Source organism: Pseudomonas sp. HY7a-MNA-CIBAN-0227, assembly GCF_040310325.1.
GTDB lineage: Bacteria > Pseudomonadota > Gammaproteobacteria > Pseudomonadales > Pseudomonadaceae > Aquipseudomonas.
In genome coordinates this window covers 89086-112220 of record NZ_JBEOPT010000009.1, presented here as the reverse complement: position 1 = coordinate 112220, position 23135 = coordinate 89086, and the positions used below count along the sequence as shown (strand labels likewise).

The window sequence follows — 23135 nt, the reverse complement described above, 5'->3', positions numbered from 1 at the left end:
GGTAGAGCCTGTGCCTGCCGGGAGGAACAATCCGAATGAGAGTCTGGGCAGTTGCCAATCAAAAGGGTGGAGTCGGCAAGACCACCACCTCCATCGCCTTAGCCGGCTTGCTGGCCGAGGCGGGCAAGCGTGTGGTCGTGATCGACCTGGATCCCCATGGCTCGATGACCAGCTATTTCGGCTACGATCCTGACGCCCTGGAGCACAGCTGCTACGACCTGTTCCTGCACAAGGGCAGCGTACCCACCGGCTTGCCGGGGCAATTGCTGCTGCCCACCAGTCATGACAAGGTTTCCCTGTTGCCGTCCAGCACCGCCCTGGCCACTCTTGAGCGCCAGTCGCCGGGGCAGAGCGGCCTGGGCCTGGTCATCGCCAAGACCCTGGCGCAACTGTGGCAAGACTTCGACTACGCCATTATCGACAGCCCGCCGTTGCTTGGCGTGCTGATGGTCAACGCCCTGGCGGCGAGCCAGCAACTGGTGATTCCGGTACAGACCGAGCACCTGGCAGTCAAAGGCCTGGAGCGGATGGTCAGCACCCTAGCGATGATCAACCGTTCGCGCAAACAGGCGCTGCCCTACAGCATCGTCCCGACGTTGTTTGACCGTCGCACCCAGGCGTCCCTCGGCACCTTGCGCGTTTTACGCGATGCCTATCCAGAGACCATCTGGCAAGGCTATATCCCGGTGGACACCCGGTTGCGCGATGCCAGCCGTGCCGGGCTTGTACCTTCGCAGTTCGACGGTAAAAGCCGTGGCGTGCTGGCATATCGGGCATTGCTCAAGCACTTGCTGTCGCAGCAGCTTGTTGCGCAGGTGGCGTGAGATGACCGTGAATTCAAGTCTGCGGGCTATTGTGCCGATAACCTCTAAATATAGGGTTAACGGGGCTTGCGCGTGGGCATACAAATGAATCGTCCTGTCGACCTCAAGACCCGGCCGCAGCTGGCTTTGCAGTCCTATCTGGACGCGTTGTTGCAGGATGCGACCGAGGATGAACTGCCTGAGCCGATCCTGGTGTTGGACGAAGTCGTCGAGCTGCCAAGCGTTGAGCCGGAAACCGCCCTGGATGAGTTTCAACTGGCCGTATTGGAAGAGCAGGCCCGTGATGCCCTGGTTGTTCCGGTTCCGGATCCAGTGACGAAACCTGTCAAGGAGGTGCCTGCGCCTTTGGCACTGGTGCCGTCTGTTGTGGTGACACCGGTGGCTGATGTTCACCTGCCACCGAGCATCACCCCGCCGCCAGTGGAGGGCGATGGCCGGCCAGCCTGGGCTGCCGAGCCGTTCGAATGCCTGCTGTTTGACGTGGCTGGCTTGACCCTGGCGGTGCCGTTGGTGTGCCTGGGTTCGATTTACTCGCTGGAAGGCCAGGAGCTGACACCGCTATTCGGTCAGCCGGAATGGTTCCTCGGCATTTTGCCGAGCCAGGCAGGCAACCTGAAGGTGCTGGACACCGCGCGCTGGGTCATGCCTGACCGGTATCGCGATGATTTTCGCCAGGGCCTGCAATACGTGATCTCGGTCCAGGGCTACGAGTGGGGGCTGGCGGTGCATCAAGTCAGCCGCTCGCTGCGTCTGGACCCCAACGAAATCAAATGGCGCAGCCACCGTGGCCAGCGGCCGTGGCTGGCGGGCACCGTGATCGAACACATGTGCGCGTTGCTGGATGTCGCCGAACTGGCGGAGCTGATTGCCAGCGGCGCGGTTAAAGCTATGCCGGGCAACAAACGTACTTGAATAAAAAAGTGCAGCACCGTTGTGCTGCCTACGAACACACACCGTTATCAACGGTTCTTGAAGGGGTCAGGGTATGAACAAGTCAGCGTCCGCACAGGGTTTGGATGATCCGATCCTGCAATGGGTTACCTTCAAACTGGACAACGAGTCCTACGGCATCAACGTGATGCGCGTGCAGGAAGTGCTGCGCTACACTGAAATCGCTCCGGTGCCGGGCGCGCCAAGCTACGTGCTGGGCATCATCAACCTGCGCGGCAACGTGGTGACGGTCATCGACACCCGCCAGCGCTTCGGCTTGGTCCCGACCGAAGTCAACGACAACACCCGTATCGTCATCATCGAAGCCGACAAGCAAGTGGTCGGGATCATGGTCGACAGCGTCGCTGAGGTGGTTTACCTGCGTCAATCGGAAGTGGAAACTGCGCCGAACGTCGGTAACGAAGAATCTGCCAAGTTCATCCAGGGCGTGTGCAACAAGAACGGCGAACTGCTGATTCTGGTTGAGCTGGACAAGATGATGAGCGAAGAAGAATGGTCGGATCTGGAGAACATCTGATTGATCCTTGAGGTAGCGGTGATCGTCCTGGCCCTGCTGTGGGTCGGGACACTGGTTATTTTGCTGCGCTACATGCGCCAGCAACGCGAATTGACCCTGCAACAGGCCGAGCGCGATGCTGTGCGCGACCAGCGCATGCGTGAACTGGCCAAGCGAGTCGACAACTACCAGCAAAGCGCTGTGCGCGTCGGGGAGGACGTGCACGAGTTGCGTTCAGTGCTGGCGCCATTGCCGGACAAACTGGCTGCGCTTGAACAGCGCGATCCGTCGAACCTGTCTTTTGCCCAAGCGGCGAAGTTGGTGGGCATGGGCGCTACGGTCGATGAGCTGACCCAGTCCTGCGGCTTGACCCAGGCTGAGGCACAGTTGATGAGTAAGTTGCACAAGAGCTGACGTATCCTGGCCCAAAAAAAACCGCTGACCTGACGAAGGCAGCGGTTTTTTTTGAGGCCTGCTCAGACTGCTTATTGTGCGGCCTACGTAGCCTCGCTAAAGCTCGACAACTGCTACGGTGATTTGTGTAGATATTTCCTTCGTAGCAGCTGTCGAGTAAAACGAGGCTGCGTTGGGGGCGACTCGGTGTTGGGGTCTGATCTGATGGCTGTGGTGCGGCTTACGTAGCCTCGCTGGGGCTCGACAACTGTTACGGGACGTTTTTCCGTCATGATAAGTAGATATGCAGACGGCCCCGTATACCTGCGCAACCTCAATAATCGTCCCCGCGCTCCGTCACATCCCGCTCTACCGGCCTCGCATCCGGGTCGTACCCCACCGGGAACTTGCCCTTCAACGTCCAGGCAAACGCAATGATCTCAGCGATGGTGCGGTACAACTCCTCGGGGATGCTGTCGCCCAACTCCATCCGCGCCAGCAATTTGACCAGTTCGGCATTTTCATAAATCGGTACTTCATTTTCTCGCGCCAACCTGAGGATGGCTTCGGCGAGGGCGTCGTCGCCCTTGGCGGTCAGGGTTGGCGCGGCTTTGCCGTCGTATTTGAGGGCGATGGCCTGGCGCGGCGGGGTGGGGTTTTTCATGCGGTTTCATCCACCCAACGTTGCTCAAGCCCGGTTTTCGGGCCACGGGGCGGGGTACCGAGGTGGCAGTCGAGGTCGCCGACGTTGAGCCCAGATGACACCAGGCGCTCGCGCAGGCTGCCCAAGTGGCTTTCGATCAGGCTGGCGGTGTAGGGGCGGGTGGCCCAGAGCTGGCTGGAGAGTTTGCCCTGGGTCAGTTGCGCCTGGACCTGCAACGGGCCCAAGGGCTCCATGTCAAAGGCCAGTTCCACGCGCCAGAGCATCTTTTTCGCGTCCCGTTCGATCTTGCGTTCGGGCTGTTCTTTGTCTGGCGCCGGTTCTTCACGCTGGAACTTGACCTGCAAGGGCACGATGTCTTGCAAGGTGCGCATGGGGATTTCCAGTTGCCAGGTGGTTTGCAGCCGCCCATCGGCGGTGGTGCCGGTTTGTTCCAGGCTCGACAGTTGATGGCTCTGCAAGCGGGAGATGGCGCCGGCGGCCAGGCGCAGCAGGTTTTCCAGGCTGCCTTCGCCCTCCAGGCGTTGCATCAACCGTTCAGGCAAGGGAAAGCCGCCGGGGGAGGGCTTCGCACCAACCTGGCCGAGGGTGCCCAGCGGGCTGCGTACGAAGCTGGGCAGCATTTGGGCCAGCGTGTTGGCCGCCAGGATCGCATTGAGGCTGGTGCTGGCGGGCAGGGCGGGCATCAACTCTGCCACCAGCCGCAGCAGGCTGCCTTTCATGTCGAGGGGCGGCACCTGTGGATTTTGTCCCGCCAGTAATTTGGCTTCCAGAAACACGCCGCTGTTCTGTAGCAACTGAGCCAAGGCCTTGGGATTGCTGACTTGCGCCAAGTCCGGCAACCCGGCCAGTAAACGCTCCACGGCAGCGCGCAGCTCCACCGGCGTGTCGTCGCTGCGGGGCAGGTTTTGCAGGGCCTTGAGCACGCCCTCCAGGGAGCCCTGGCGGCTCTGCTGGGTGGCGAGTTGTTGGCTGACGGCCAGTTGATCCCGGCGATTGCTCAGGGGCACGAAACTCAAGGTCTGAGCATCCTGGATCACGGCGCTGAGCAGACTGCCAACCCGTAGCGGCTGCGGGCTTTCGAGGGTCAGGGTCGCGCCGTTCAGGGCATTGTTGAGCACCGAGATCAGCGAACGAAAGAGCGCAGGCTGCCCGGCACCCTGGGGCAAGGCCTGGCTGGTCAGCACCTTGGCTTGCAGCAGTGTGCCTACTGGCAATTGGTTGGTGTCGATGCGGGTGAGGGCGGCGACGTTGGCGCTGAGGGCCTGTTGCAGGCTGATGGCCAGGTCGCCCGATGAGGTCTGGCTCACTGCCACATTGCTGCCCAGCGGCAGCGGTTGGGTGCTGTTGGCCTGCACTAGGGTTTGTCGGCCGCCTTCCAGGGTCAACTTGAGCAACAGCTGAAAGGCTTCGCCACCTTGCTTGAGGGCCAGGACCTCGGCGTTCACAGTTTTCCCGGCATCTATCAGCCCGGCCTGGGGCTCCAGCAGTTTCAGCAACTCACCGACCGCCGGGGCAGGGCGAGGCCCGGCCGGGGCCGCTGGAGGAAGCGTTGGAAGGTTGATGTCACCGGTCATCGCACGCGCCGTCTCAAGGAAATTGCCCTCTTTAGAGTAGGGCATCGCATGTATAATGCCGCCCGTCTTCAAAGAGAGTGTCAAAAACATCACAACTGATTGATCCAACTCTCTAAAACAGGCGGCCAATGCATTTACTCTGCATCTCTATAACGGCCGATCCATTGCCGACTTGAACCGTAAAGGCCCGCGATCTCTTGACCAGCCCTCTTCTAGAAGCCGTAGCGCTCGCTTGTGAGCGCGACCTGCGGATGCTCTTCGAACACCTCGAACTGCGTCTGGCGGCCGGCGACATGGTGCAGATCAGCGGACCCAACGGCAGCGGCAAGACCAGCCTGTTGCGCCTGTTGGCCGGGTTGATGGCGCCAACGGCGGGCGAAGTGCGGCTCAACGGCAAACCCTTGGCCGAGCAACGTACAGAGCTGGCCCGCAATCTGTTGTGGATTGGCCATGCTGCGGGGATCAAGGACGTGCTGACGCCCGAGGAAAACCTCAGTTGGCTCAGCGCCCTGCATCACCCGGCAACCCGCGAGTCGATCTGGCAGGCCCTGGCCGCTGTTGGCCTGAAGGGTTTTGAAGATGTTCCCTGTCATACCCTGTCCGCCGGCCAGCAGCGCCGCGTGGCCCTGGCCCGCCTGTATCTGGACGGCCCGCTGCTGTGGATTCTCGACGAACCCTTCACTGCCCTCGATAAACAGGGCGTGGCGCAACTGGAAGAACACCTGGCCAACCACTGTGAATTGGGCGGCATGGTGATCCTGACCACCCACCATACGCTGACGCGGATGCCGTCTGGTTACCGTGACCTGGACCTGGGACGGTGGTCGGTATGAGGGTCTTCGCCCTGTTGGTCGCCCGTGAAGCGCGGCTGTTGTGTCGCCGCCCGGCAGAACTGGCCAACCCGCTGGTGTTTTTCGCGATTGTCATTGCCTTGTTCCCGTTGGCGGTCGGACCCGAGACTAAACTGTTGCAAACCTTGTCTCCGGGACTGGTCTGGGTAGCAGCCCTTTTGTCCGTCCTGCTCTCGCTGGACGGGCTGTTTCGCAGTGATTTCGAGGATGGTTCCCTGGAACAGTGGGTCCTTTCGTCGCACCCCCTGCCTCTTCTGGTTCTGGCCAAGGTACTGGCACACTGGGCGTTTTCCGGCCTGGCGTTGGTTTTGCTCGCGCCACTGCTGGCGATGATGCTGGGATTGCCCGCCGAGTGCCTGCCGGTGTTGCTCATGTCATTGTTGCTTGGCACGCCGGTATTGAGTCTTTTGGGAGCCGTCGGTGCGGCATTGACCGTCGGCCTGAAACGGGGAGGCCTGCTGCTGGCCCTGCTGATTTTACCTTTGTATATCCCGGTGTTGATCCTGGGCAGCGGTGCTTTGCAAGCTGCGCTCATGGGCATGCCGGCAACCGGTTACCTCTTGTGGCTTGGTAGCCTGACCGCTCTGGCGGTAACCCTGACACCTTTTGCTATAGCCGCCGGCCTGAAAATAAGCGTCGGCGAATAATGAGGTCTGGCTAATATTTAGCCAGTAAAGACCCTTGGCTTCTTGCACTGCCTTGAAGCAACCGTGATGGACACAGCAATGAACTGGATCTGGTTTCACAAGCTCGGCTCGCCCAAGTGGTTCTATGGCATCAGTGGCAAAATGCTGCCATGGCTCAGCGTCGCCGCCGTTTTGCTCATTGGCACCGGCCTGGTCTGGGGCCTGGCCTTCGCGCCGCCGGACTACCAGCAAGGCAACAGTTTTCGCATCATCTACATTCATGTTCCTGCCGCGATGCTGGCCCAGTCCTGCTATGTGATGCTAGCGGTGTGCGGTATTGTCGGCCTGGTGTGGAAGATGAAACTGGCCGACGTCGCCCTGCAATGCGCTGCGCCCATCGGCGCCTGGATGACCGCCGTGGCGCTAGTCACCGGAGCGATCTGGGGCAAACCGACCTGGGGCTCGTGGTGGGTGTGGGATGCTCGACTAACGTCCATGCTGATCCTGCTGTTTCTGTACTTCGGTCTTATTGCGCTGGGCAACGCCATCAGCAATCGTGACAGCGCCGCCAAGGCCTGCGCGGTGCTGGCGATTGTTGGCGTGATCAATATCCCGATCATCAAGTATTCGGTGGAGTGGTGGAACACCCTGCACCAGGGCGCTACCTTCACCCTTACCGAAAAGCCGGCGATGCCTGTGGAAATGTGGGCACCTTTGCTGCTGATGCTGCTGGGTTTCTACTGCTTTTTCGGCGCCGTGCTGCTGATGCGCATGCGCCTGGAAGTGCTCAAGCGTGAACCCCGCGCCAGTTGGGTCAAGGCCCATGTACAAAATAGCCTGGGAGCCCGTGGATGAGTTTCGCCTCTTTCAGTGAATTTCTCGCCATGGGCCATCACGGCCTGTATGTCTGGACGGCCTATGGCATCTGCCTGGCGGTTCTGGCCCTCAACGTCGTCGCGCCGATCCTGGCCCGCAAGCGTTACCTGCAACAAGAGGCGCGTCGTCTGCGCCGGGAGACCGATAAGTGAAACCGCTGCGTAGAAAGCGTCTTTTGATCATCCTTGCCATTCTGGTAGGCGTCGGCGCTGCCGTCGGCCTGGCCCTGAGTGCCTTGCAGCAGAATATCAATCTGTTCTACACCCCGACCCAGATTGCCAACGGCGAAGCGCCGCAGGACACCCGCATCCGCGCCGGTGGCATGGTCGAGGCCGGCTCCCTGAAACGTACTGGCGACTCCCTGGACGTCCAGTTCGTGGTCACCGACTTCAATAAGTCTGTAACCATCACCTACCGCGGCATCCTCCCGGACCTGTTCCGCGAAGGCCAGGGCATCGTTGCCCTGGGCAAGCTCAACGCCGACGGCGTGGTGGTGGCCGATGAAGTGCTGGCCAAGCACGATGAAAAGTACATGCCGCCGGAAGTGACCAAAGCGTTGAAAGACAGCGGTCAATCGGCCCCAACCCCTGCCAAGGAGGGCTAAGCGATGACGTCAGCACTTTATATTCCAGAGCTGGGCCAACTGGCGATGATCCTCGCCCTGTGCTTCGCCGTGGTTCAGGCCATCGTCCCGTTGCTGGGCGCCTGGCGCGGTGATCGTCTGTGGATGAGCCTGGCCCAGCCAGCCGCCTGGGGCCAGTTCGCCTTTCTCGCCTTTGCCTTTGGCTGCCTGACCTACGCGTTCATGACTGACGACTTTTCTGTCGCCTACGTCGCCAGTAACTCCAACACCGCCTTGCCCTGGTACTACAAGTTCAGCGCTGTGTGGGGTGCCCACGAAGGCTCTCTGCTGCTGTGGGCACTGATCCTCGGCGGCTGGACCTTTGCCGTGTCGATATTCTCCCGGCAGTTGCCCCAAGTGATGCTGGCCCGGGTGCTGGCGGTGATGGGCATGATCAGCATCGGCTTCCTGCTGTTTTTGATCATGACCTCCAACCCGTTCACGCGACTCCTGCCGCAAATTCCGACGAACGGGAACGACCTCAACCCGCTGTTGCAAGACATCGGCCTGATCGTCCATCCGCCGATGCTCTACATGGGTTATGTCGGTTTCTCTGTGGCCTTCGCCTTCGCCATTGCCGCACTCTTGGGCGGGCGTCTCGATGCAGCCTGGGCGCGCTGGTCGCGGCCATGGACCATCGTCGCCTGGGCCTTCCTCGGCATCGGCATTACGCTGGGCTCCTGGTGGGCCTACTACGAACTCGGCTGGGGCGGCTGGTGGTTCTGGGACCCGGTGGAAAACGCGTCCTTCATGCCCTGGCTGGTGGGCACGGCGCTGATTCACTCGTTGGCCGTCACTGAAAAACGTGGTGTGTTCAAGAGCTGGACCGTGTTGCTGGCCATCGCCGCGTTCTCCCTGAGCTTGCTGGGGACTTTCCTGGTGCGTTCCGGTGTGCTGACCTCCGTCCACGCTTTCGCATCCGATCCCGAGCGCGGCGTGTTCATCTTGATCTTCCTGCTGTTCGTGGTCGGCGGCTCATTGACCCTGTTTGCCCTGCGCGCGCCGGTGGTCAAGAGCCACGTCGGCTTCAACCTCTGGTCGCGGGAAACCCTATTGCTAGGCAACAACCTGGTGCTGGTGGTAGCAGCATCGATGATCCTGCTGGGCACCCTGTACCCGCTGGTGCTCGACGCCCTGACCGGCGCCAAGCTGTCCGTCGGCCCGCCGTACTTCAACGCGTTGTTCATCCCGTTGATGGGCCTGCTGATGGTGGTGATGGCGGTCGGCATGCTGGTGCGCTGGAAAGACACCCCAGTGAAATGGCTGGTGGGCATGTTGACCCCGGTGCTGCTGGGCAGCGCCGCGCTGGCAGTGGTGGCCGGGATTGCCTACGGCGACTTCAACTGGGCGGTACTGGCGACCTTCATGCTCGCCGCCTGGGTATTGCTGGCCGGCGTACGCGATATTTTCGACAAGACCCGCCACAAAGGCCTGATCAAAGGCTTGCCAAGCTTGACCCGCAGCTACTGGGGCATGCAGGTCGCGCACATTGGCATCGCCGTTTGCGCCCTGGGCGTGGTGTTGTCCAGCCAGAACAGTGCCGAGCGCGACCTGCGCCTGGCGCCGGGCGAATCCATGGACCTGGGCGGTTACCAGTTTGTCTTCGAGGGTGCCAAGCACTTCGAAGGGCCAAACTTCACCTCCGATAAGGGCACCGTGCGCGTCATTCGCAACGGCAAGGAAATTTCGGTACTGCACCCGGAAAAACGCTTGTACACCGTGCAAAATTCGGTGATGACCGAGGCAGGGATCGACGCCGGATTCACCCGTGACCTCTACGTCGCCCTGGGCGAGCCGTTGGGCGATGGCGCCTGGGCCGTGCGGGTTCACGTCAAACCGTTCGTGCGCTGGATCTGGTTCGGCGCCCTGCTCACCGGGATCGGTGGCTTGCTGGCAGCGATGGACCGGCGTTACCGAGTCAAGGTCAAGAGCCAGGTGCGTGAAGCTCTTGGTATGCAGGGAGCAGCAGTATGAAGCGTTGGTTGATGGTGTTGCCGCTGGCAGTGTTCCTGCTGGTGGCGGTGTTCCTGTATCGCGGGCTGTATCTGGACCCGACCGAGTTGCCTTCGGCGATGATCGGCAAGCCGTTCCCGGCGTTCTCGTTGCCTACGGTGCAGGGCGACAAAACCTTGACCCAGGTCGACCTGGTAGGCAAGCCAGCGTTGGTCAATGTCTGGGCCACCTGGTGCATTTCCTGTCGTGTCGAGCACCCGGTGCTGAACAAACTGGCCGAGCAGGGCGTGGTGATCTACGGCGTCAACTACAAGGATGACAACGCGGCGGCCTTGAAGTGGTTGGCAGAGTTCCACAATCCGTACCAGATGGATATACGCGACGAAGATGGCAATCTCGGCTTGAACCTCGGCGTCTACGGTGCCCCGGAAACCTTCTTCATCGACGCCAAGGGCGTGATCCGCGACAAGTTCGTCGGCGTGATCGACGAAGTGGTCTGGCGCGAACAACTGGCCGCCAAATACCAGGCGCTGGTGGATGAGGCTAAGCCATGAAGCGTTGGTTAGCCGCTGCTGTATTGGGCTTGAGCATGGCCGGCGTGGCCCACGCAGCCATCGATACCTACGAATTTGCCAAGGACGGCGACCGCGAGCGCTTTCGCGAACTGACCAAGGAACTGCGCTGCCCCAAGTGCCAGAACCAGGACATCGCCGACTCCAACGCGCCAATCGCTGCCGACCTGCGCAAAGAGATCTTCCGCATGCTCGGCGAGGGCAAGGACAATCAGCAGATCATCGACTTCATGGTCGACCGCTACGGTGAGTTCGTGCGTTACAGGCCGGCCCTCACCGGCAAGACCGCGCTGCTCTGGTTCGGCCCTGCCGGGCTGTTGCTGGGCGGGCTGGTGATCATTGCCGTGATCATCCGCCGCCGTCGCGCCGCCCCGGCCAAAGGGTCGGACACGCTTTCCGTCGATGAGCGTCAACGCCTCGACCAACTGCTGGACAAAAAAACTGATGATTGATTTCTGGCTCGCAGCAGGTCTGTTGCTTTTGGTTGCCTTGAGCTTCCTGTTGATCCCGGTTTTGCGCGGCCGCCGTGCCCAGCGTGAAGAGGACCGTACTGCGCTGAACGTGGCGCTCTATCAGGAACGCGTAGCGGAACTGCAAACTCAGCAGGACGAAGGTGTGCTCAATGCGGCGCAACTGGATACCGGTCGCGCTGAAGCTGCCCGTGAGTTGCTGGCGGATACCGAGGGCGTGGAAAAGCCTCGGGAATCGCGTCTGGGCAAGCCGTTGCCGTTGTTGGCCGCTTTTCTCGTGCCGGTGTTGGGCGTTGCGCTGTACTTGCATTACGGCGCCAGCGACAAGGTCGAACTGACCCGCGAATTTTCCCAGCCACCGGTGTCCATGGAAGACATGATCCAGCGCCTGGAGCGGGCTGCCGAAGCGCAGCCGGATTCGCCGGAAGGCTTGTACTTCCTCGGCCGCGCCTACATGGCCCAGGACCGTTCGGCAGATGCCGCGAAAGTCTTCGAACGTACCGTCGCATTGGCGGGCCGTCAGCCGGAATTGCTGGGGCAATGGGCTCAGGCGCAGTACTTTGCCGACAACAAACAATGGTCGCCCAAGATTCAGGCCTTGACCGATGAAGCGTTGAAGCTGGATCCGAAGGAAGTCACCAGCCTCGGCCTGCTCGGTATCGCCGCCTTTGAAGGCCAGCGTTATCAGGAGGCGATGGATTACTGGAACCGCCTGCTGGCCCAACTGCCACCGCAAGACAACTCCCGTGCGGCGCTGCAAGGTGGGATTGATCGCGCGGCGCAGAAGTTGAAAGAGGGCGGCGGGGCCGTGGCACCGGTCAAGGTTGGCGCGGTGCTCAAGGTTCGCGTCGATCTATCTGCTGATGTGAAGGCCAAGGCCTTGCCGGGCGACAGCGTGTTCATCTTCGCACGCGCCGTCAAAGGCCCGCCTGCGCCATTGGCCGCCAAGCGTGTCACCGTGGCCGACCTGCCGATCACCGTCGAACTGGGCGACGCCGACGCGATGATGCCGCAGTTGAAACTGTCCAACTTTCCCGAAGTCCAACTGGTTGCGCGCATCTCCCGGGCCGGTCAACCGACTGCCGGCGAGTGGATCGGCCGCAGCCAACCCTTGGCCAGCAGCACCACGGCGACGCAGCAGTTGACCATCGACAGTCCGGATAAGTAATTTCGAGGAAACGCCCATGACCGCCATCGCTCGTATCACCCTGCTCAGCCTGGTTCTGGGGTTGAGCGCTTGCGCGGTTCATCGGCCTCCCGCGCCTACCGGCCCGACCATCCCGCCGTCGGGGCCGTCGACCCAGCCGGGCACTAAATCTGGTACCAAACCTTCCGGGCCAGTAATTGCACCGCCCAAGGCGCCGCCGAGCACGTCCGCGACCTTCGCGCCGCCGCCTGGGGCTGCGAGCCATTGGGACGGGAAGATGCAGGTATATGTGCTGGAAGAGCAGTCAGATACGTTCTATCGCCAGCGCACCTACTACCGCTGGAGCAACGGCTGGAGCCGCTCTATCAGCCCGAACGGGCCTTGGGAAGAGACTGATATCCACGGCGTGCCGCCGGGGTTGAGTAAGCAATACGCACAATGAAAAAAGGCGACCTTCGGGTCGCCTTTTTCATTACTGGCTGGAGTGCAACCTGATGATGGGCAAATCCCTCGCCACAGGTTCCTGGCTCCCCATCCCAACCTTTCATCAAACCTTAACCAAACCGTTTCACCCCCGTCATGTGCAAGTCATAGGCCTGACACACCCCGCGCTTACTGTCGTTTGAACTCAAATACAGCCACGGACGGCTGTTCAACCAGACAGAGAAGCCCATGACTACAGCTATCCATGTCGATCATCTGAACAAGACCTTTGCGAAGAAGTCCGCATTGGTCGACCTCGAACTCACCATCGCATCCGGTGAGATGGTCGCGCTGATTGGCGCTTCCGGTTCCGGCAAATCCACGTTGCTGCGCCACCTCGCGGGCCTGGCCTGTTGCGACAAGAGCAACGGCGGCAGCGTCAAGGTACTGGGTCGGGAAGTGCAGGCCAGCGGGCGGTTGAATGGCAAGGTGCGGCGGTTGCGGGCTGATATCGGCTATATCTTCCAGCAGTTCAACCTGGTCAACCGCCTGAGCGTGCTGGACAACGTGCTGCTCGGTTGCCTGGGCCGCATGCCGCGCTGGCGAGGCAACCTCGGCTTGTTCAATGCCGAGGAAAAACAGTTCGCCATGGAATCCCTGGCCCGCGTCGGCCTGGCCGATCTGGCCGCTCAGCGCGCCTCCACCCTGTCCGGCGGCCAGCAGCAGCGTGTGGCGATTGCCCGTGCATTGACCCAGCGTGCCGAAGTGATCCTCGCCGACGAACCCATCGCCTCTCTCGACCCGGAGTCAGCGCGCAAGGTCATGGAGATTCTCGCCGATATCAACCGCCGCGACGGCAAGACCGTAGTGGTGACCCTGCATCAAGTCGATTACGCCATGCGTTATTGCCCGCGAGCCGTGGCGCTCAAGGGCGGGCGGGTTCATTTCGATGGGCAAGCCTCGCAGATGAGCAGCCAGTTCCTCAATGATTTGTACGGTGCCGACGTCGACACCAGCCTGATGTTTTCCGACCAGTCCCGCCGCACCGAGATCACCCCTCGGCTGGCGCTGGCGCGCGCTTGAAAGCCCATCCACGACCCACAGGAATCCCTTCCATGTTGAACCGCATCGGCCACGTATTTCTGTCCGCCGTCTTGTTGGCAAGTGTCGCGATGGGCAATGCCCAGGCGGCCGACAAAGCCATCAACTTCGGCATCATGTCCACTGAGTCTTCGCAAAACCTCAAGAGCATCTGGCAGCCGTTTCTGGATGACATGCACAAGAAGACCGGCCTGACCATCAACGCCACCTTCGCCTCCGACTACGCCGGCCTGATCCAGGGCATGCGCTTCAACAAGGTCGACGTTGCCTGGCTGGGCAACAAGGCCGCCATGGAAGCGGTGGACCGCTCCAATGGCGAGATCTTCGCCCAGACCGCCGCCGCCGACGGTGCCGCCGGTTACTGGAGTGTGCTGATCGTGCGCAAGGACAGCCCGATCAACTCTGTGGAAGACATGCTCAAGAATGCGAAGAACCTGACCTTCGGCAACGGTGATCCGAACTCCACCTCGGGCTATCTGGTGCCGGGCTACTACGTGTTCGCCAAGAACCACGTCGACGCCGCTACTGCCTTCAAACGCACCCTCAACTCCAGCCATGAGGTCAACGCCTTGAGCGTTGCCAAGGGGCAGTTGGACGTTGCCACCTTCAACACCGAGAGCTGGGGCCGCCTGGAAGCAACCCAGCCGGACAAGGCCGCGCTGCTCAAGGTGATCTGGAAGTCGCCGCTGATCCCTGCCGACCCGCTGGTGTGGAGCAAGGCGTTGACCGACAGCGAGAGAACCAAGATCCGCGACTTCATCTTCAACTACGGCGACACCGATGAAGAGAAGGTCGTGCTGAAGAACATGCAACTGGGCAAGTTCCTTGCCTCCAGCGATGACCAACTGTTGCCGATCCGCCAGCTGGAACTGTTCAAACAACGCACCACCATCACCGCCGATACCAAGCTGGAAGCCGCCGACAAGGCCAAGAAACTCGCCGATATCGACGCCGACCTTGCCAAGTTGCAGCAGCGCATTACCGAGTTGGACAAGAAGACCGCAGCCAACGGCTGATCCCCTGGCGCGGCGCAAAAAAAACGCCGCGCCTCCTTCTGAGAGAGACCCATGACCACTCTGCACGCTGAAGCTGTCGGCAAGCGCACCTGGCCCCAGTACCTCGGTTGGGGCTTGTTCCTGATCGTGCTGGCCTGGGCCTGGCGCGGCGCCGAAATGAACCCGCTGGCGCTGTACCGCGATTCCGGAAACATGGCGACCTTCGCCTCCGACTTCTTTCCGCCGGACTTCCATGAATGGCGCTCTTACCTCAAGGAGATGATCGTCACCGTGCAAATTGCCCTATGGGGCACGGTGCTGGCGATTGTCTGCTCGGTGCCGCTGGGTATTCTCTGCGCCGACAACATCACGCCATGGTGGATTCACCAGCCGCTGCGCCGGGTGATGGACGCCTTCCGCTCGATCAATGAAATGGTCTTCGCCATGTTGTTTGTGGTGGCGGTCGGCCTCGGTCCTTTTGCCGGTGTTCTGGCCTTGTGGATCAGCACCACCGGCGTTCTCGCCAAGCTGTTTGCCGAAGCCGTCGAAGCCATCGACCCAGGTCCGGTGGAAGGCGTTCGGGCTACCGGTGCCAGTGCCTTGCAAGAGGTGATCTATGGCGTGATCCCGCAAGTGATGCCGCTGTGGGTGTCCTACGCGCTCTACCGCTTTGAAGCCAACGTGCGCTCGGCGACGGTGGTGGGGATGGTCGGTGCTGGCGGGATCGGCGTGATCCTCTGGGAAAATATCCGCGCCTTCCAGTTCGTGCAGACCTGCGCGGTGCTGCTGGTGATCATCGTGGTGGTGAGCATGATCGACGTCCTTTCCCAACGCCTGCGCAAGCGGTTCATCTGACTCCGGAGGGGTGCCCTTGGGCGCTTTTTTTAACCATGCAGTTGTCTAGACAAGATGAACCGGTGTACCGCGAACTCGCAGACATCCTGCGCCGCGAGCTGAGTGACTACCTGGCCGGCGACTTCCTGCCCGCCGAGGTGCAGTTGGCCGAACGCTTCGGCGTCAACCGTCACACCCTGCGCCGCGCCATTGATGAACTGGTGTTCGAAGGCAGCCTGTTGCGCCGCCAAGGCAAAGGCACCCAGGTGCTGGAGCGGCCGCTGATTTACCCGATGGGCGCCGACACCGCTTACAGCCAGTCACTGTCGGCCCAAGGCTTGGGCGTGGAAGCGGTGCTGCTCAAGCGTCGCTATTGCTTCGCCAGCCGCGAAGAAGCCGAGCATCTGGGCATCGCCGAGATGGCGCCGATGATCGAGTTGCAAACCCTGCGCAAGCTCGATCACCAGCCCGTCAGCCTGATCCGCCATCGCTACTGCGCCAGCCGCGCACCGCTGCTGGCGGACTACGTCGGCGGCTCCCTGCGCCATTACTTGCGTGAACGCGACCTGCCGCTGACCCGCACCCTGAGTCTGATCGGTGCCCGTTTGCCCAGCCGCGACGAAGCCGCGCTGCTGATGATGCCTCGGCATTTACCCGCGCTGAGTGTGTTCACCCTTTCCCGCGATCGCGACGGCCACCCGGTGGAGCTTGCGCAGTCCACCAGCCGTTCGGATCGCTTCCAGTACCAGGTAGTGACCTGATGGAGACCCAGATGAACCCGTCCAAGCGACAATACTGGATCGGCGTGCTCGCCCGCGCGCGCCTCTGTGAACTGCAACCTCACGAAGACGCCTTGCGTGATGTGGACTACCAACTGATCCGCGCTCCCGAAGTCGGCATGACCCTGGTGCGTGGCCGCATGGGTGGCAATGGCGCGCCATTCAACGTCGGCGAAATGAGCGTGACCCGCTGCGTGGTGCGCCTGGCCGATGGCCGTACCGGCTACAGCTATCTGGCGGGGCGCGACAAGCTCCACGCCGAGTTGGCGGCCCTGGCCGACGCGCATTTGCAGGGTGCGCAGCCGAGCCTTTGGCTCAGTGAATTGATCACCTCTTTAGCCAATGCCCAGGCCACACGTCGGGCGCAGAAAGAGGCAGAAACCGCTGCCACCAAGGTGGAGTTCTTCACCCTGGTCCGAGGAGAAAGCTGATGAATGCCCAACTGTTGCAACCGGCGTTTGTTGATCCTGTGTTGGATGCCCAGCAGGGTTTTCGTGGGGCGCTCAAGGCCCTGGCCGAACCGGGCATGATCCAGGCCTTATCCACCGCACCGAGCCTCGACGGCCTGGCGCCCGCTACTTACGCCTTGTGCCTGGCTTTATTGGATGTGGACACGCCGCTGTGGCTGGCGCCGTCCTTCGACACGCCGCTGATTCGCGCCAACCTAGCGTTCCATTGCGGTTGCCCGCTGACTGCGCGCCGGGAAGAAGCATCGTTTGCCTTGCTCGATGCCCAGGAGCTGCTGGACCTGAGCGGTTTTGATCACGGTAATGATCGCTACCCCGACCAGTCCTGCACGCTGCTGGTCCAGTTGCCCGAACTGGAGGCCGGTCGCCCGCTGAATTGGCGCGGTCCGGGGATCAAGAGCCAGCGCCGGGTCAGCCTGCCGCTGCCCCACGGCTTCTGGCTGGAACGCCAGCGTCGCGAGGCCTTCCCCCGTGGCCTGGACGTGCTGTTCGCCGCCGGTCACCACCTGATCGGCCTGCCCCGCAGCACCCGAATCGCAGAGGAGCTTGCCTGATGTACGTAGCCGTCAAAGGTGGCGAACAGGCCATCGACAATGCCCACCGCCTGCTGGCGAAAAAACGCCGGGGCGATACCACTATTACCGAACTTGGCGTCGAGCAGATCCGCCAGCAACTGCCCCTGGCCGTGGCTCGGGTGATGAGCGAAGGCTCACTGTACGACGAAGAACTGGCCGCGCTGGCGATCAAGCAAGCGGCGGGGGATCTGGTGGAAGCGATCTTCCTGCTGCGGGCCTACCGCACCACGTTGCCACGCTTCAGCCCGAGCCTGGCGATTGATACCTCGGCGATGCAACTCAGTCGGCGCTTGTCGGCGACGTTCAAGGATGTGCCCGGCGGTCAATTATTGGGTCCGACGTTTGACTACACCCATCGCCTGCTGGACTTCGCATTGCTGGCCGAAGGTGAGTATCCGGGGCCGCAGACCACTCCTGGCGCGAGCCTGGAACCTTGCCCGCGAGTGCTGGGATTGTTGGCGAAAGAAGGCCTGATCAAAAACGAGTCCGACAACGAAGGCACCGTCGCCGACATCACCCGCGACCCACTGGAATACCCGGCCAATCGGGCCCAACGCCTGCAGGCCCTGGCCCGTGGCGACGAAGGTTTTCTGCTGGCCCTGGGTTACTCGACCCAACGCGGTTACGGCCGTAATCACCCGTTTGCCGGGGAAATTCGCATCGGCGACGTGGAGGTGTGGATCGAGCCCGAAGAGCTGGGTTTCGCCATCTGCCTGGGCAGCATCGAAGTGACCGAGTGCGAGATGGTCAATCAGTTCGTTGGCTCGGCCACGGAGCTGGCGCAGTTCACCCGCGGCTACGGTTTGGCTTTCGGTCACGCCGAGCGCAAGGCCATGGGCATGGCGCTGGTGGACCGCTCGTTGCGGGCCGAGGAGTTCAACGAAGAAATCGTCTCACCGGCGCAGCGCGAAGAGTTTGTGCTGGCCCACTGCGACAACGTCGAGGCCGCAGGTTTTGTCTCGCACCTCAAATTGCCTCACTACGTGGACTTCCAGTCCGAGCTGGAATTGATCCGCAAACTGCGCCAACCGGCCGAGGGCACCCGCCATGAATGACCTGACCCAGACACCCGTGCGTGACCCGGCGTACAACTTCGCCTACCTCGACGAACAGACCAAACGCATGATCCGCCGCGCCTTGCTCAAGGCCGTGGCGATCCCCGGTTACCAGGTGCCATTCGGCGGGCGCGAGATGCCGTTGCCTTATGGCTGGGGCACCGGCGGCATGCAATTGACCGCCGCGATCTTGGGTGCTGACGACGTGCTTAAGGTCATCGACCAAGGCGCCGATGACACCACCAACGCTGTCTCCATTCGCCGCTTTTTCGCCCGTACCGCTGGCGTCGCCACCACCGAAAGCACGCCGGACGCGACGGTGATCCAGACCCGCCACCGCATCCCGGAAACCCCGTTGCAGGCCGACCAGATCATGGTTTATCAGGTGCCGATTCCGGAGCCGCTACGCTTTATCGAACCCTCGGAAACAGAGACCCGTACCATGCATGCCCTCAACGATTACGGGGTGATGCACGTAAAACTCTACGAGGATATCGCCACCTTCGGCCATATCGCCACCAGCTACGCCTACCCGGTGATGGTCGACGAACGCTACGTGATGGACCCGTCTCCGATCCCCAAATTCGACAACCCGAAACTCGACATGAGCCCGGCGCTGATGCTGTTTGGCGCAGGTCGGGAAAAGCGTTTGTACGCGGTGCCGCCGTACACCCAAGTCACCAGCCTCGACTTTGAGGATCACCCGTTTGAGGTGCAGAAGTGGGAGCAGTGCTGCGCCATTTGCGCCAGCCGCGATTCCTTCCTCGATGAGCTGATTCTCGACGACGCCGGTACCCAGAGTTTTGTCTGTTCCGACACCTGGTACTGCGCCCAACGGGTCAAGGAGAGCAACCAATGAATCAACCCATGATGAAACCACAACCTGTCGAACCCCTGTTGCAAGTGCGCGATTTGTCGCTGCTGTATGGCCCGCAAAAGGGCTGCCAGGGCGTGAGCTTCGACCTGTATCCCGGCGAAGTGCTGGGGATTGTCGGCGAGTCCGGCTCGGGCAAATCCACCTTGCTCTCGCTGCTCAGCGGGCGCTTGCCGCCGCAGGCCGGGAGCATTGCCTATCGCTTAAAAGAGAGCCGCGGCAAGGGCGGCGAATGGCTCGACTTGTACAGCGCCAGTGAAGCTGAGCGGCGCACTTTGCTGCGTACCGAATGGGGCTTCGTCGAACAAAATCCACGGGACGGCCTGCGCATGGGCGTCTCGGCTGGCGCCAACATCGGCGAGCGTCTGATGGCCCAAGGCGTGCGCAATTACCAGCAACTGAGAGGCGCCGGCCTCGACTGGCTGAGCCAGGTTGAAATCGACCCGCTGCGCATCGACGATTTACCCCGAACGTTTTCCGGCGGTATGCAACAGCGCCTGCAAATCGCCCGCAACCTCGTTTCGAGCCCGCGGCTGGTGTTTATGGACGAACCCACCGGCGGCCTCGACGTTTCTGTGCAGGCGCGCTTGCTCGACCTGCTGCGTGGCCTGGTGCGCGAGCTGGACCTGGCGGTGGTGATTGTCACCCACGACCTGGCGGTGGCGCGTCTGCTGGCCGACCGCTTGATGGTGATGCGCCGCTCACGGGTGGTGGAAACCGGGCTGACGGACCAGATCCTTGATGATCCGCAGCACCCTTACTCTCAACTGCTGGTGTCTTCGGTACTGCAGCCATGATGAACGCCTTGATCGAGGTCCGTGACCTCTCGAAAACCTTCACTTTGCACCAGCAAAACGGCGTGGTCCTCAACGTGCTGCGCGGGGTGAATTTCAGCGTAAAGAGTGGCGAATGCCTGGTGCTGCACGGCCAGTCCGGCGCCGGTAAAAGCACCTTGCTGCGCACCTTGTACGGCAACTACCTGCCGGCTGGCGGCAGCATCCGTGTGCAGCATGCCGGTGCGTGGCTGGAGCTGGTGGGCGCCGCACCTCGGGACATTCTCCAGGTGCGCCAGCAGACCCTCGGCTACGTCAGCCAGTTCTTGCGGGTGATCCCTCGGGTGGCGTGCCTGGATGTGGTGATGGAGCCAGCCCTGGCCCGTGGCTGGTCCACGTCGTTGGCGCGCTCGCGTGCCGAGTTATTGCTCACTCGCCTGAACATCCCCGAGCGCCTGTGGCAGCTGGCACCGGGCACCTTCTCCGGTGGCGAGCAGCAGCGGGTCAACATCGCTCGCGGCTTCATGGTGGAGTGGCCAGTGATGCTGCTGGACGAACCCACCGCGTCCCTGGACGACAGCAATCGCCAGGTGGTGCTGGAACTGATGAATGAAGCCAAGGCTGGCGGCGCTGCGCTGATCGGCATCTTCCATGACCGCGCCGCCCGTGAAGCAGTGGCCGACCGTCATTTCGATATGACCCCCACCGCCGTCGCCGAAGAGGAATACGCCCATGCTCGCTGAACAGATCCTCAGCAATGCTCGCTTGGTCAGCGCTGACCGGGTGTTCCTCGGCTCCCTGGTGCTGCGTGACGGGGTGATTGTCGACATCGCCGAAGGCCGCAGCCAGTTGCCTCAGGCCCAGGATTTGAATGGCGATTTCCTGTTGCCGGGGCTGGTGGAATTGCACACCGATAACCTGGAAAAACACATGACCCCGCGTCCCGGCGTGGACTGGCCATCCACCTCGGCGGTGCTCAGCCACGACGCGCAGATCATCGCCGCCGGCATCACCACGGTATTCGACGCGGTGTCCATCGGCGACGTCAATCCCAAGGGCAACCGCATGCAGAAACTGCCGGCGATGCTCGACGCCATTGCCTCGGCTGAAAGCGCCGGCCTGACCCGCGCCGAACACCGGCTGCACCTGCGCTGCGAGCTGTGCCATCCCGATACGTTGAGTGTGTTCCGCGACCTGGTGGAAAACCCGCTGGTGCAACTGGTGTCGGTGATGGACCACTCGCCGGGCCAGCGCCAGTTCGTGCTGCAATCCAAGTACCGTGAGTACTACATGGGCAAGTACCATTTGAACGACGAGACGATGGACGCCTTCATCATCCTGCAAATGGCCAACTCACGGGAGTACAGCGACCGCTACCGCGCCGCCATCGTCGAGCATTGCCTGGCTCGCGGCCTGTCGGTGGCCAGCCATGACGACGCCACGCTGGCCCATGTCGAGGAATCGGCACGCTACGGCATGACCATCGCTGAATTCCCCACCACCCTGGAAGCGGCTCGTGGCTGCCAGCAAGTGGGCATGAAGGTGCTGATGGGCGCACCGAACATTGTGCGCGGCGGTTCCCACTCGGGTAATGTGGCCGCCGCTGGCCTGGCCGCCGAGGGATTGCTGGATATACTTTCCAGTGACTACTACCCGGCCAGTCTGCTGCAAGCGGCCTTTGCACTGGCCGCGCTGGACAACGACTGCGATCTGCCCCAGGCGGTCAAGATGATCAGCCTGGCGCCTGCACGAGCGGCAGGCTTGAGCGATCGCGGCGAAATTGCCATTGGCCTGCGGGCAGACCTGGTGCAAGCCAGGACGCAAGACGGGCTGCCAGTGGTCCAACAAGTCTGGCGACAAGCGAAGAGGGTGTTTTGATGGCAGGCAGGTTGATCTATCTCATCGGACCATCGGGTTCGGGCAAGGACAGCCTGCTGGATGCCGCGCGAACGCGGTTGGCCGAACGCGGCTGCCGCATCGTGCGCCGCGTCATCACCCGCTCGGCAGAAGCCGTGGGTGAAGCCGCCCAAGGCGTCAGCCCTGAACAGTTCACTGCCCTTGAAGCCGAGGGCGCGTTTGCCCTCAGTTGGCACGCCAACGGTTTGTCTTACGGCATCCCACGGGAGATCGACGATTGGCTGACGGCGGGGGAGGACGTGCTGGTCAACGGCTCTCGTGCTCATCTGGCGCAAACCCGGCTACGTTATCCGACGCTGCTGGTGGTGTTGCTGACGGTTGATCAAGCGGTGTTGCGCCAGCGTTTACTGGCGCGGGGGCGCGAATCCCTGGCCGACATTGACGAGCGGCTGGCGCGTAATACCCGATTCAGTGAGGGCTTGATCGCTGCACCGGGGGTGTTCCTGCTCGATAATTCCGGCCAGTTGGACCACACGGTCGAGCGCCTGCTGGGCTGCCTCGACGGACAGCCCGCATGCGCCTGACCCTGCTGGGCACCGGCGACGCCCGCCAAGTCCCGGTTTATGGCTGCGAATGCGCCGCCTGCGGTCTTGCCGGCAGCGATGAAAGCCTGCGTCGCCGGCCGTGCAGCGCGCTGATCGAATGCGGTGACCAGCGTTGGCTGATCGACAGCGGTTTGCCCGACCTCACCGAACGCTTCCCGCCACGCAGCTTCAACGGGATTTTCCAGACGCATTACCATGCCGATCACGCCCAAGGCCTGCTGCATCTGCGCTGGGGCCAGGGTCTGGTGATTCCGGTGCATGGGCCGATGGATTCGCAAGGCCTGTCCGATCTCTACAAACACCCCGGCATCCTCGATTTCAGCCAGCCGTTTGCCGAGTTCGAAACCCGCCAGTTTGGTGAGCTGACCGTCACCGCGTTGCCGCTGCAACACTCCAAACCGACCCTTGGTTATCTGCTTGAAGGGGAAGGCCGCCGCATCGCCTATCTGACCGACACTGTTGGCTTGCCACCCGCCACTAGCGCCTGGCTACAGCGTGCGCCCCTGGATGTGCTGGTGCTCGACTGCTCCATGCCGCCGCAACCCCTGGCGCCGCGTAATCACAATGATCTGACGCTGGCGTTGCAGTGCATTGATGAAGTGGGTGCGCAACTGGGGGTATTGACCCATGTGGGGCATACCCTGGATGCCTGGTTGTTGCAGCATCGAAGTGAGTTGCCGCGCCACGTGACGGTCGGGTGGGATGGACGGGTGGTTTAGCCGCACGCCTCAATTCTAAACCTGCCGGCCAACTCCAGTTTTAAATAAATCGTCCCTCC

General features: G+C 61.9%; 29 protein-coding genes. 27 read left to right on the top strand and 2 right to left on the bottom strand.

Annotated features, from left to right (window positions below; all coding sequences use genetic code 11):
• Positions 1–35 precede the first annotated feature (35 nt).
• From AAEZ06_RS16670 to AAEZ06_RS16655, 4 genes are all read left to right on the top strand, one after another.
• Positions 36–824, top strand: a complete 789-nt coding sequence (locus AAEZ06_RS16670; RefSeq protein ID WP_149411402.1) for a ParA family protein — start codon at positions 36–38, stop codon at positions 822–824.
• 84 nt (positions 825–908) lie between these two features.
• On the top strand, positions 909–1736 hold the full coding sequence (locus AAEZ06_RS16665; protein WP_149411403.1) for a CheW domain-containing protein: 828 nt from the start codon (positions 909–911) through the stop codon (positions 1734–1736).
• Positions 1737–1809: 73 nt separating this feature from the next.
• The gene (locus tag AAEZ06_RS16660; RefSeq protein ID WP_003236843.1) at positions 1810–2292 is read left to right on the top strand and encodes a chemotaxis protein CheW; all 483 of its coding nucleotides are present in this window, start codon (positions 1810–1812) and stop codon (positions 2290–2292) included.
• Positions 2293–2685 carry a DUF2802 domain-containing protein gene (locus AAEZ06_RS16655; RefSeq protein ID WP_149411404.1) on the top strand — a complete coding sequence of 131 codons (393 nt, stop codon included), beginning with the start codon at positions 2293–2295 and terminating at the stop codon, positions 2683–2685. It abuts the gene before it with no gap.
• A 313-nt stretch (positions 2686–2998) separates the two neighbouring features.
• On the opposite strand, the gene AAEZ06_RS16650 is transcribed toward AAEZ06_RS16655, so the two are convergent.
• Both AAEZ06_RS16650 and fliK read right to left on the bottom strand, forming a co-directional pair.
• On the bottom strand, positions 2999–3328 hold the full coding sequence (locus AAEZ06_RS16650; protein WP_149411405.1) for an EscU/YscU/HrcU family type III secretion system export apparatus switch protein: 330 nt from the start codon (positions 3326–3328) through the stop codon (positions 2999–3001).
• Positions 3325–4902 (bottom strand): flagellar hook-length control protein FliK, encoded by a 1578-nt coding sequence (gene fliK, locus AAEZ06_RS16645; RefSeq protein WP_350615253.1) that lies wholly within the window; start codon positions 4900–4902, stop codon positions 3325–3327. Before fliK ends, AAEZ06_RS16650 begins: the two co-directional genes overlap by 4 nt.
• 197 nt (positions 4903–5099) lie before the next feature.
• On the opposite strand from fliK, the gene ccmA reads away from it, so the two are divergent.
• The 23 genes from ccmA (at position 5100) to phnP (ending at position 23076) form a co-directional block, all read left to right on the top strand.
• A complete protein-coding gene (ccmA, locus tag AAEZ06_RS16640) occupies positions 5100–5735 on the top strand; it encodes a cytochrome c biogenesis heme-transporting ATPase CcmA (protein WP_149411407.1) in 636 nt (211 codons plus the stop codon).
• Positions 5732–6400, top strand: coding sequence for a heme exporter protein CcmB (gene ccmB, locus AAEZ06_RS16635; protein ID WP_149411408.1), 669 nt, complete (start codon positions 5732–5734; stop codon positions 6398–6400). The genes ccmA and ccmB overlap by 4 nt, the downstream gene beginning before the upstream one ends.
• 78 nt (positions 6401–6478) lie before the next feature.
• Positions 6479–7234, top strand: coding sequence for a heme ABC transporter permease (locus tag AAEZ06_RS16630; RefSeq protein WP_133099116.1), 756 nt, complete (start codon positions 6479–6481; stop codon positions 7232–7234).
• Positions 7231–7407: a heme exporter protein CcmD gene (gene ccmD, locus AAEZ06_RS16625; protein ID WP_133099115.1), complete on the top strand. Its 177-nt coding sequence runs from the start codon at positions 7231–7233 to the stop codon at positions 7405–7407. The genes AAEZ06_RS16630 and ccmD overlap by 4 nt, the downstream gene beginning before the upstream one ends.
• Positions 7404–7859, top strand: coding sequence for a cytochrome c maturation protein CcmE (ccmE, locus tag AAEZ06_RS16620; protein WP_149411409.1), 456 nt, complete (start codon positions 7404–7406; stop codon positions 7857–7859). The genes ccmD and ccmE overlap by 4 nt, the downstream gene beginning before the upstream one ends.
• Positions 7860–7862: 3 nt before the next feature.
• Positions 7863–9851, top strand: coding sequence for a heme lyase CcmF/NrfE family subunit (locus tag AAEZ06_RS16615; protein ID WP_350615250.1), 1989 nt, complete (start codon positions 7863–7865; stop codon positions 9849–9851).
• Positions 9848–10384 carry a DsbE family thiol:disulfide interchange protein gene (locus tag AAEZ06_RS16610; protein WP_350615248.1) on the top strand — a complete coding sequence of 179 codons (537 nt, stop codon included), beginning with the start codon at positions 9848–9850 and terminating at the stop codon, positions 10382–10384. The genes AAEZ06_RS16615 and AAEZ06_RS16610 overlap by 4 nt, the downstream gene beginning before the upstream one ends.
• Complete coding sequence (locus AAEZ06_RS16605; RefSeq protein WP_149411412.1) at positions 10381–10854, top strand: cytochrome c-type biogenesis protein; 474 nt, start codon at positions 10381–10383, stop codon at positions 10852–10854. Before AAEZ06_RS16610 ends, AAEZ06_RS16605 begins: the two co-directional genes overlap by 4 nt.
• Positions 10847–12040, top strand: a complete 1194-nt coding sequence (gene ccmI / locus AAEZ06_RS16600) for a c-type cytochrome biogenesis protein CcmI (RefSeq protein ID WP_149411413.1) — start codon at positions 10847–10849, stop codon at positions 12038–12040. Before AAEZ06_RS16605 ends, ccmI begins: the two co-directional genes overlap by 8 nt.
• Positions 12041–12056: 16 nt before the next feature.
• Entirely contained in the window at positions 12057–12461 is a 405-nt protein-coding gene (locus tag AAEZ06_RS16595) for a hypothetical protein (RefSeq protein ID WP_149411414.1), read from the top strand.
• A gap of 230 nt (positions 12462–12691) precedes the next feature.
• Positions 12692–13525, top strand: coding sequence for a phosphonate ABC transporter ATP-binding protein (gene phnC, locus AAEZ06_RS16590; RefSeq protein ID WP_350615245.1), 834 nt, complete (start codon positions 12692–12694; stop codon positions 13523–13525).
• Positions 13526–13557: 32 nt separating this feature from the next.
• Positions 13558–14559, top strand: coding sequence for a phosphonate ABC transporter substrate-binding protein (gene phnD, locus AAEZ06_RS16585; protein WP_149411416.1), 1002 nt, complete (start codon positions 13558–13560; stop codon positions 14557–14559).
• A gap of 51 nt (positions 14560–14610) precedes the next feature.
• Positions 14611–15393, top strand: coding sequence for a phosphonate ABC transporter, permease protein PhnE (gene phnE, locus AAEZ06_RS16580; protein WP_149411417.1), 783 nt, complete (start codon positions 14611–14613; stop codon positions 15391–15393).
• Between the two features lie 35 nt (positions 15394–15428).
• Positions 15429–16133, top strand: a complete 705-nt coding sequence (gene phnF, locus AAEZ06_RS16575) for a phosphonate metabolism transcriptional regulator PhnF (RefSeq protein ID WP_178114422.1) — start codon at positions 15429–15431, stop codon at positions 16131–16133.
• A gap of 11 nt (positions 16134–16144) precedes the next feature.
• Entirely contained in the window at positions 16145–16582 is a 438-nt protein-coding gene (phnG, locus tag AAEZ06_RS16570; RefSeq protein WP_149411419.1) for a phosphonate C-P lyase system protein PhnG, read from the top strand.
• Positions 16582–17172, top strand: a complete 591-nt coding sequence (gene phnH / locus AAEZ06_RS16565) for a phosphonate C-P lyase system protein PhnH (RefSeq protein ID WP_350615242.1) — start codon at positions 16582–16584, stop codon at positions 17170–17172. The genes phnG and phnH overlap by 1 nt, the downstream gene beginning before the upstream one ends.
• Complete coding sequence (locus AAEZ06_RS16560) at positions 17172–18248, top strand: carbon-phosphorus lyase complex subunit (RefSeq protein ID WP_350615240.1); 1077 nt, start codon at positions 17172–17174, stop codon at positions 18246–18248. The genes phnH and AAEZ06_RS16560 overlap by 1 nt, the downstream gene beginning before the upstream one ends.
• Positions 18241–19107, top strand: coding sequence for an alpha-D-ribose 1-methylphosphonate 5-phosphate C-P-lyase PhnJ (locus AAEZ06_RS16555; protein WP_350615238.1), 867 nt, complete (start codon positions 18241–18243; stop codon positions 19105–19107). The genes AAEZ06_RS16560 and AAEZ06_RS16555 overlap by 8 nt, the downstream gene beginning before the upstream one ends.
• A complete protein-coding gene (gene phnK / locus AAEZ06_RS16550; protein WP_149411423.1) occupies positions 19104–19919 on the top strand; it encodes a phosphonate C-P lyase system protein PhnK in 816 nt (271 codons plus the stop codon). Before AAEZ06_RS16555 ends, phnK begins: the two co-directional genes overlap by 4 nt.
• Positions 19919–20638, top strand: a complete 720-nt coding sequence (gene phnL / locus AAEZ06_RS16545; RefSeq protein ID WP_350615336.1) for a phosphonate C-P lyase system protein PhnL — start codon at positions 19919–19921, stop codon at positions 20636–20638. Before phnK ends, phnL begins: the two co-directional genes overlap by 1 nt.
• A complete protein-coding gene (locus AAEZ06_RS16540; protein ID WP_149411424.1) occupies positions 20628–21773 on the top strand; it encodes an alpha-D-ribose 1-methylphosphonate 5-triphosphate diphosphatase in 1146 nt (381 codons plus the stop codon). The genes phnL and AAEZ06_RS16540 overlap by 11 nt, the downstream gene beginning before the upstream one ends.
• Positions 21773–22336 (top strand): phosphonate metabolism protein/1,5-bisphosphokinase (PRPP-forming) PhnN, encoded by a 564-nt coding sequence (phnN, locus tag AAEZ06_RS16535; protein WP_149411425.1) that lies wholly within the window; start codon positions 21773–21775, stop codon positions 22334–22336. Before AAEZ06_RS16540 ends, phnN begins: the two co-directional genes overlap by 1 nt.
• Positions 22327–23076, top strand: a complete 750-nt coding sequence (gene phnP, locus AAEZ06_RS16530; RefSeq protein WP_350615235.1) for a phosphonate metabolism protein PhnP — start codon at positions 22327–22329, stop codon at positions 23074–23076. Before phnN ends, phnP begins: the two co-directional genes overlap by 10 nt.
• Positions 23077–23135: the final 59 nt, after the last annotated feature.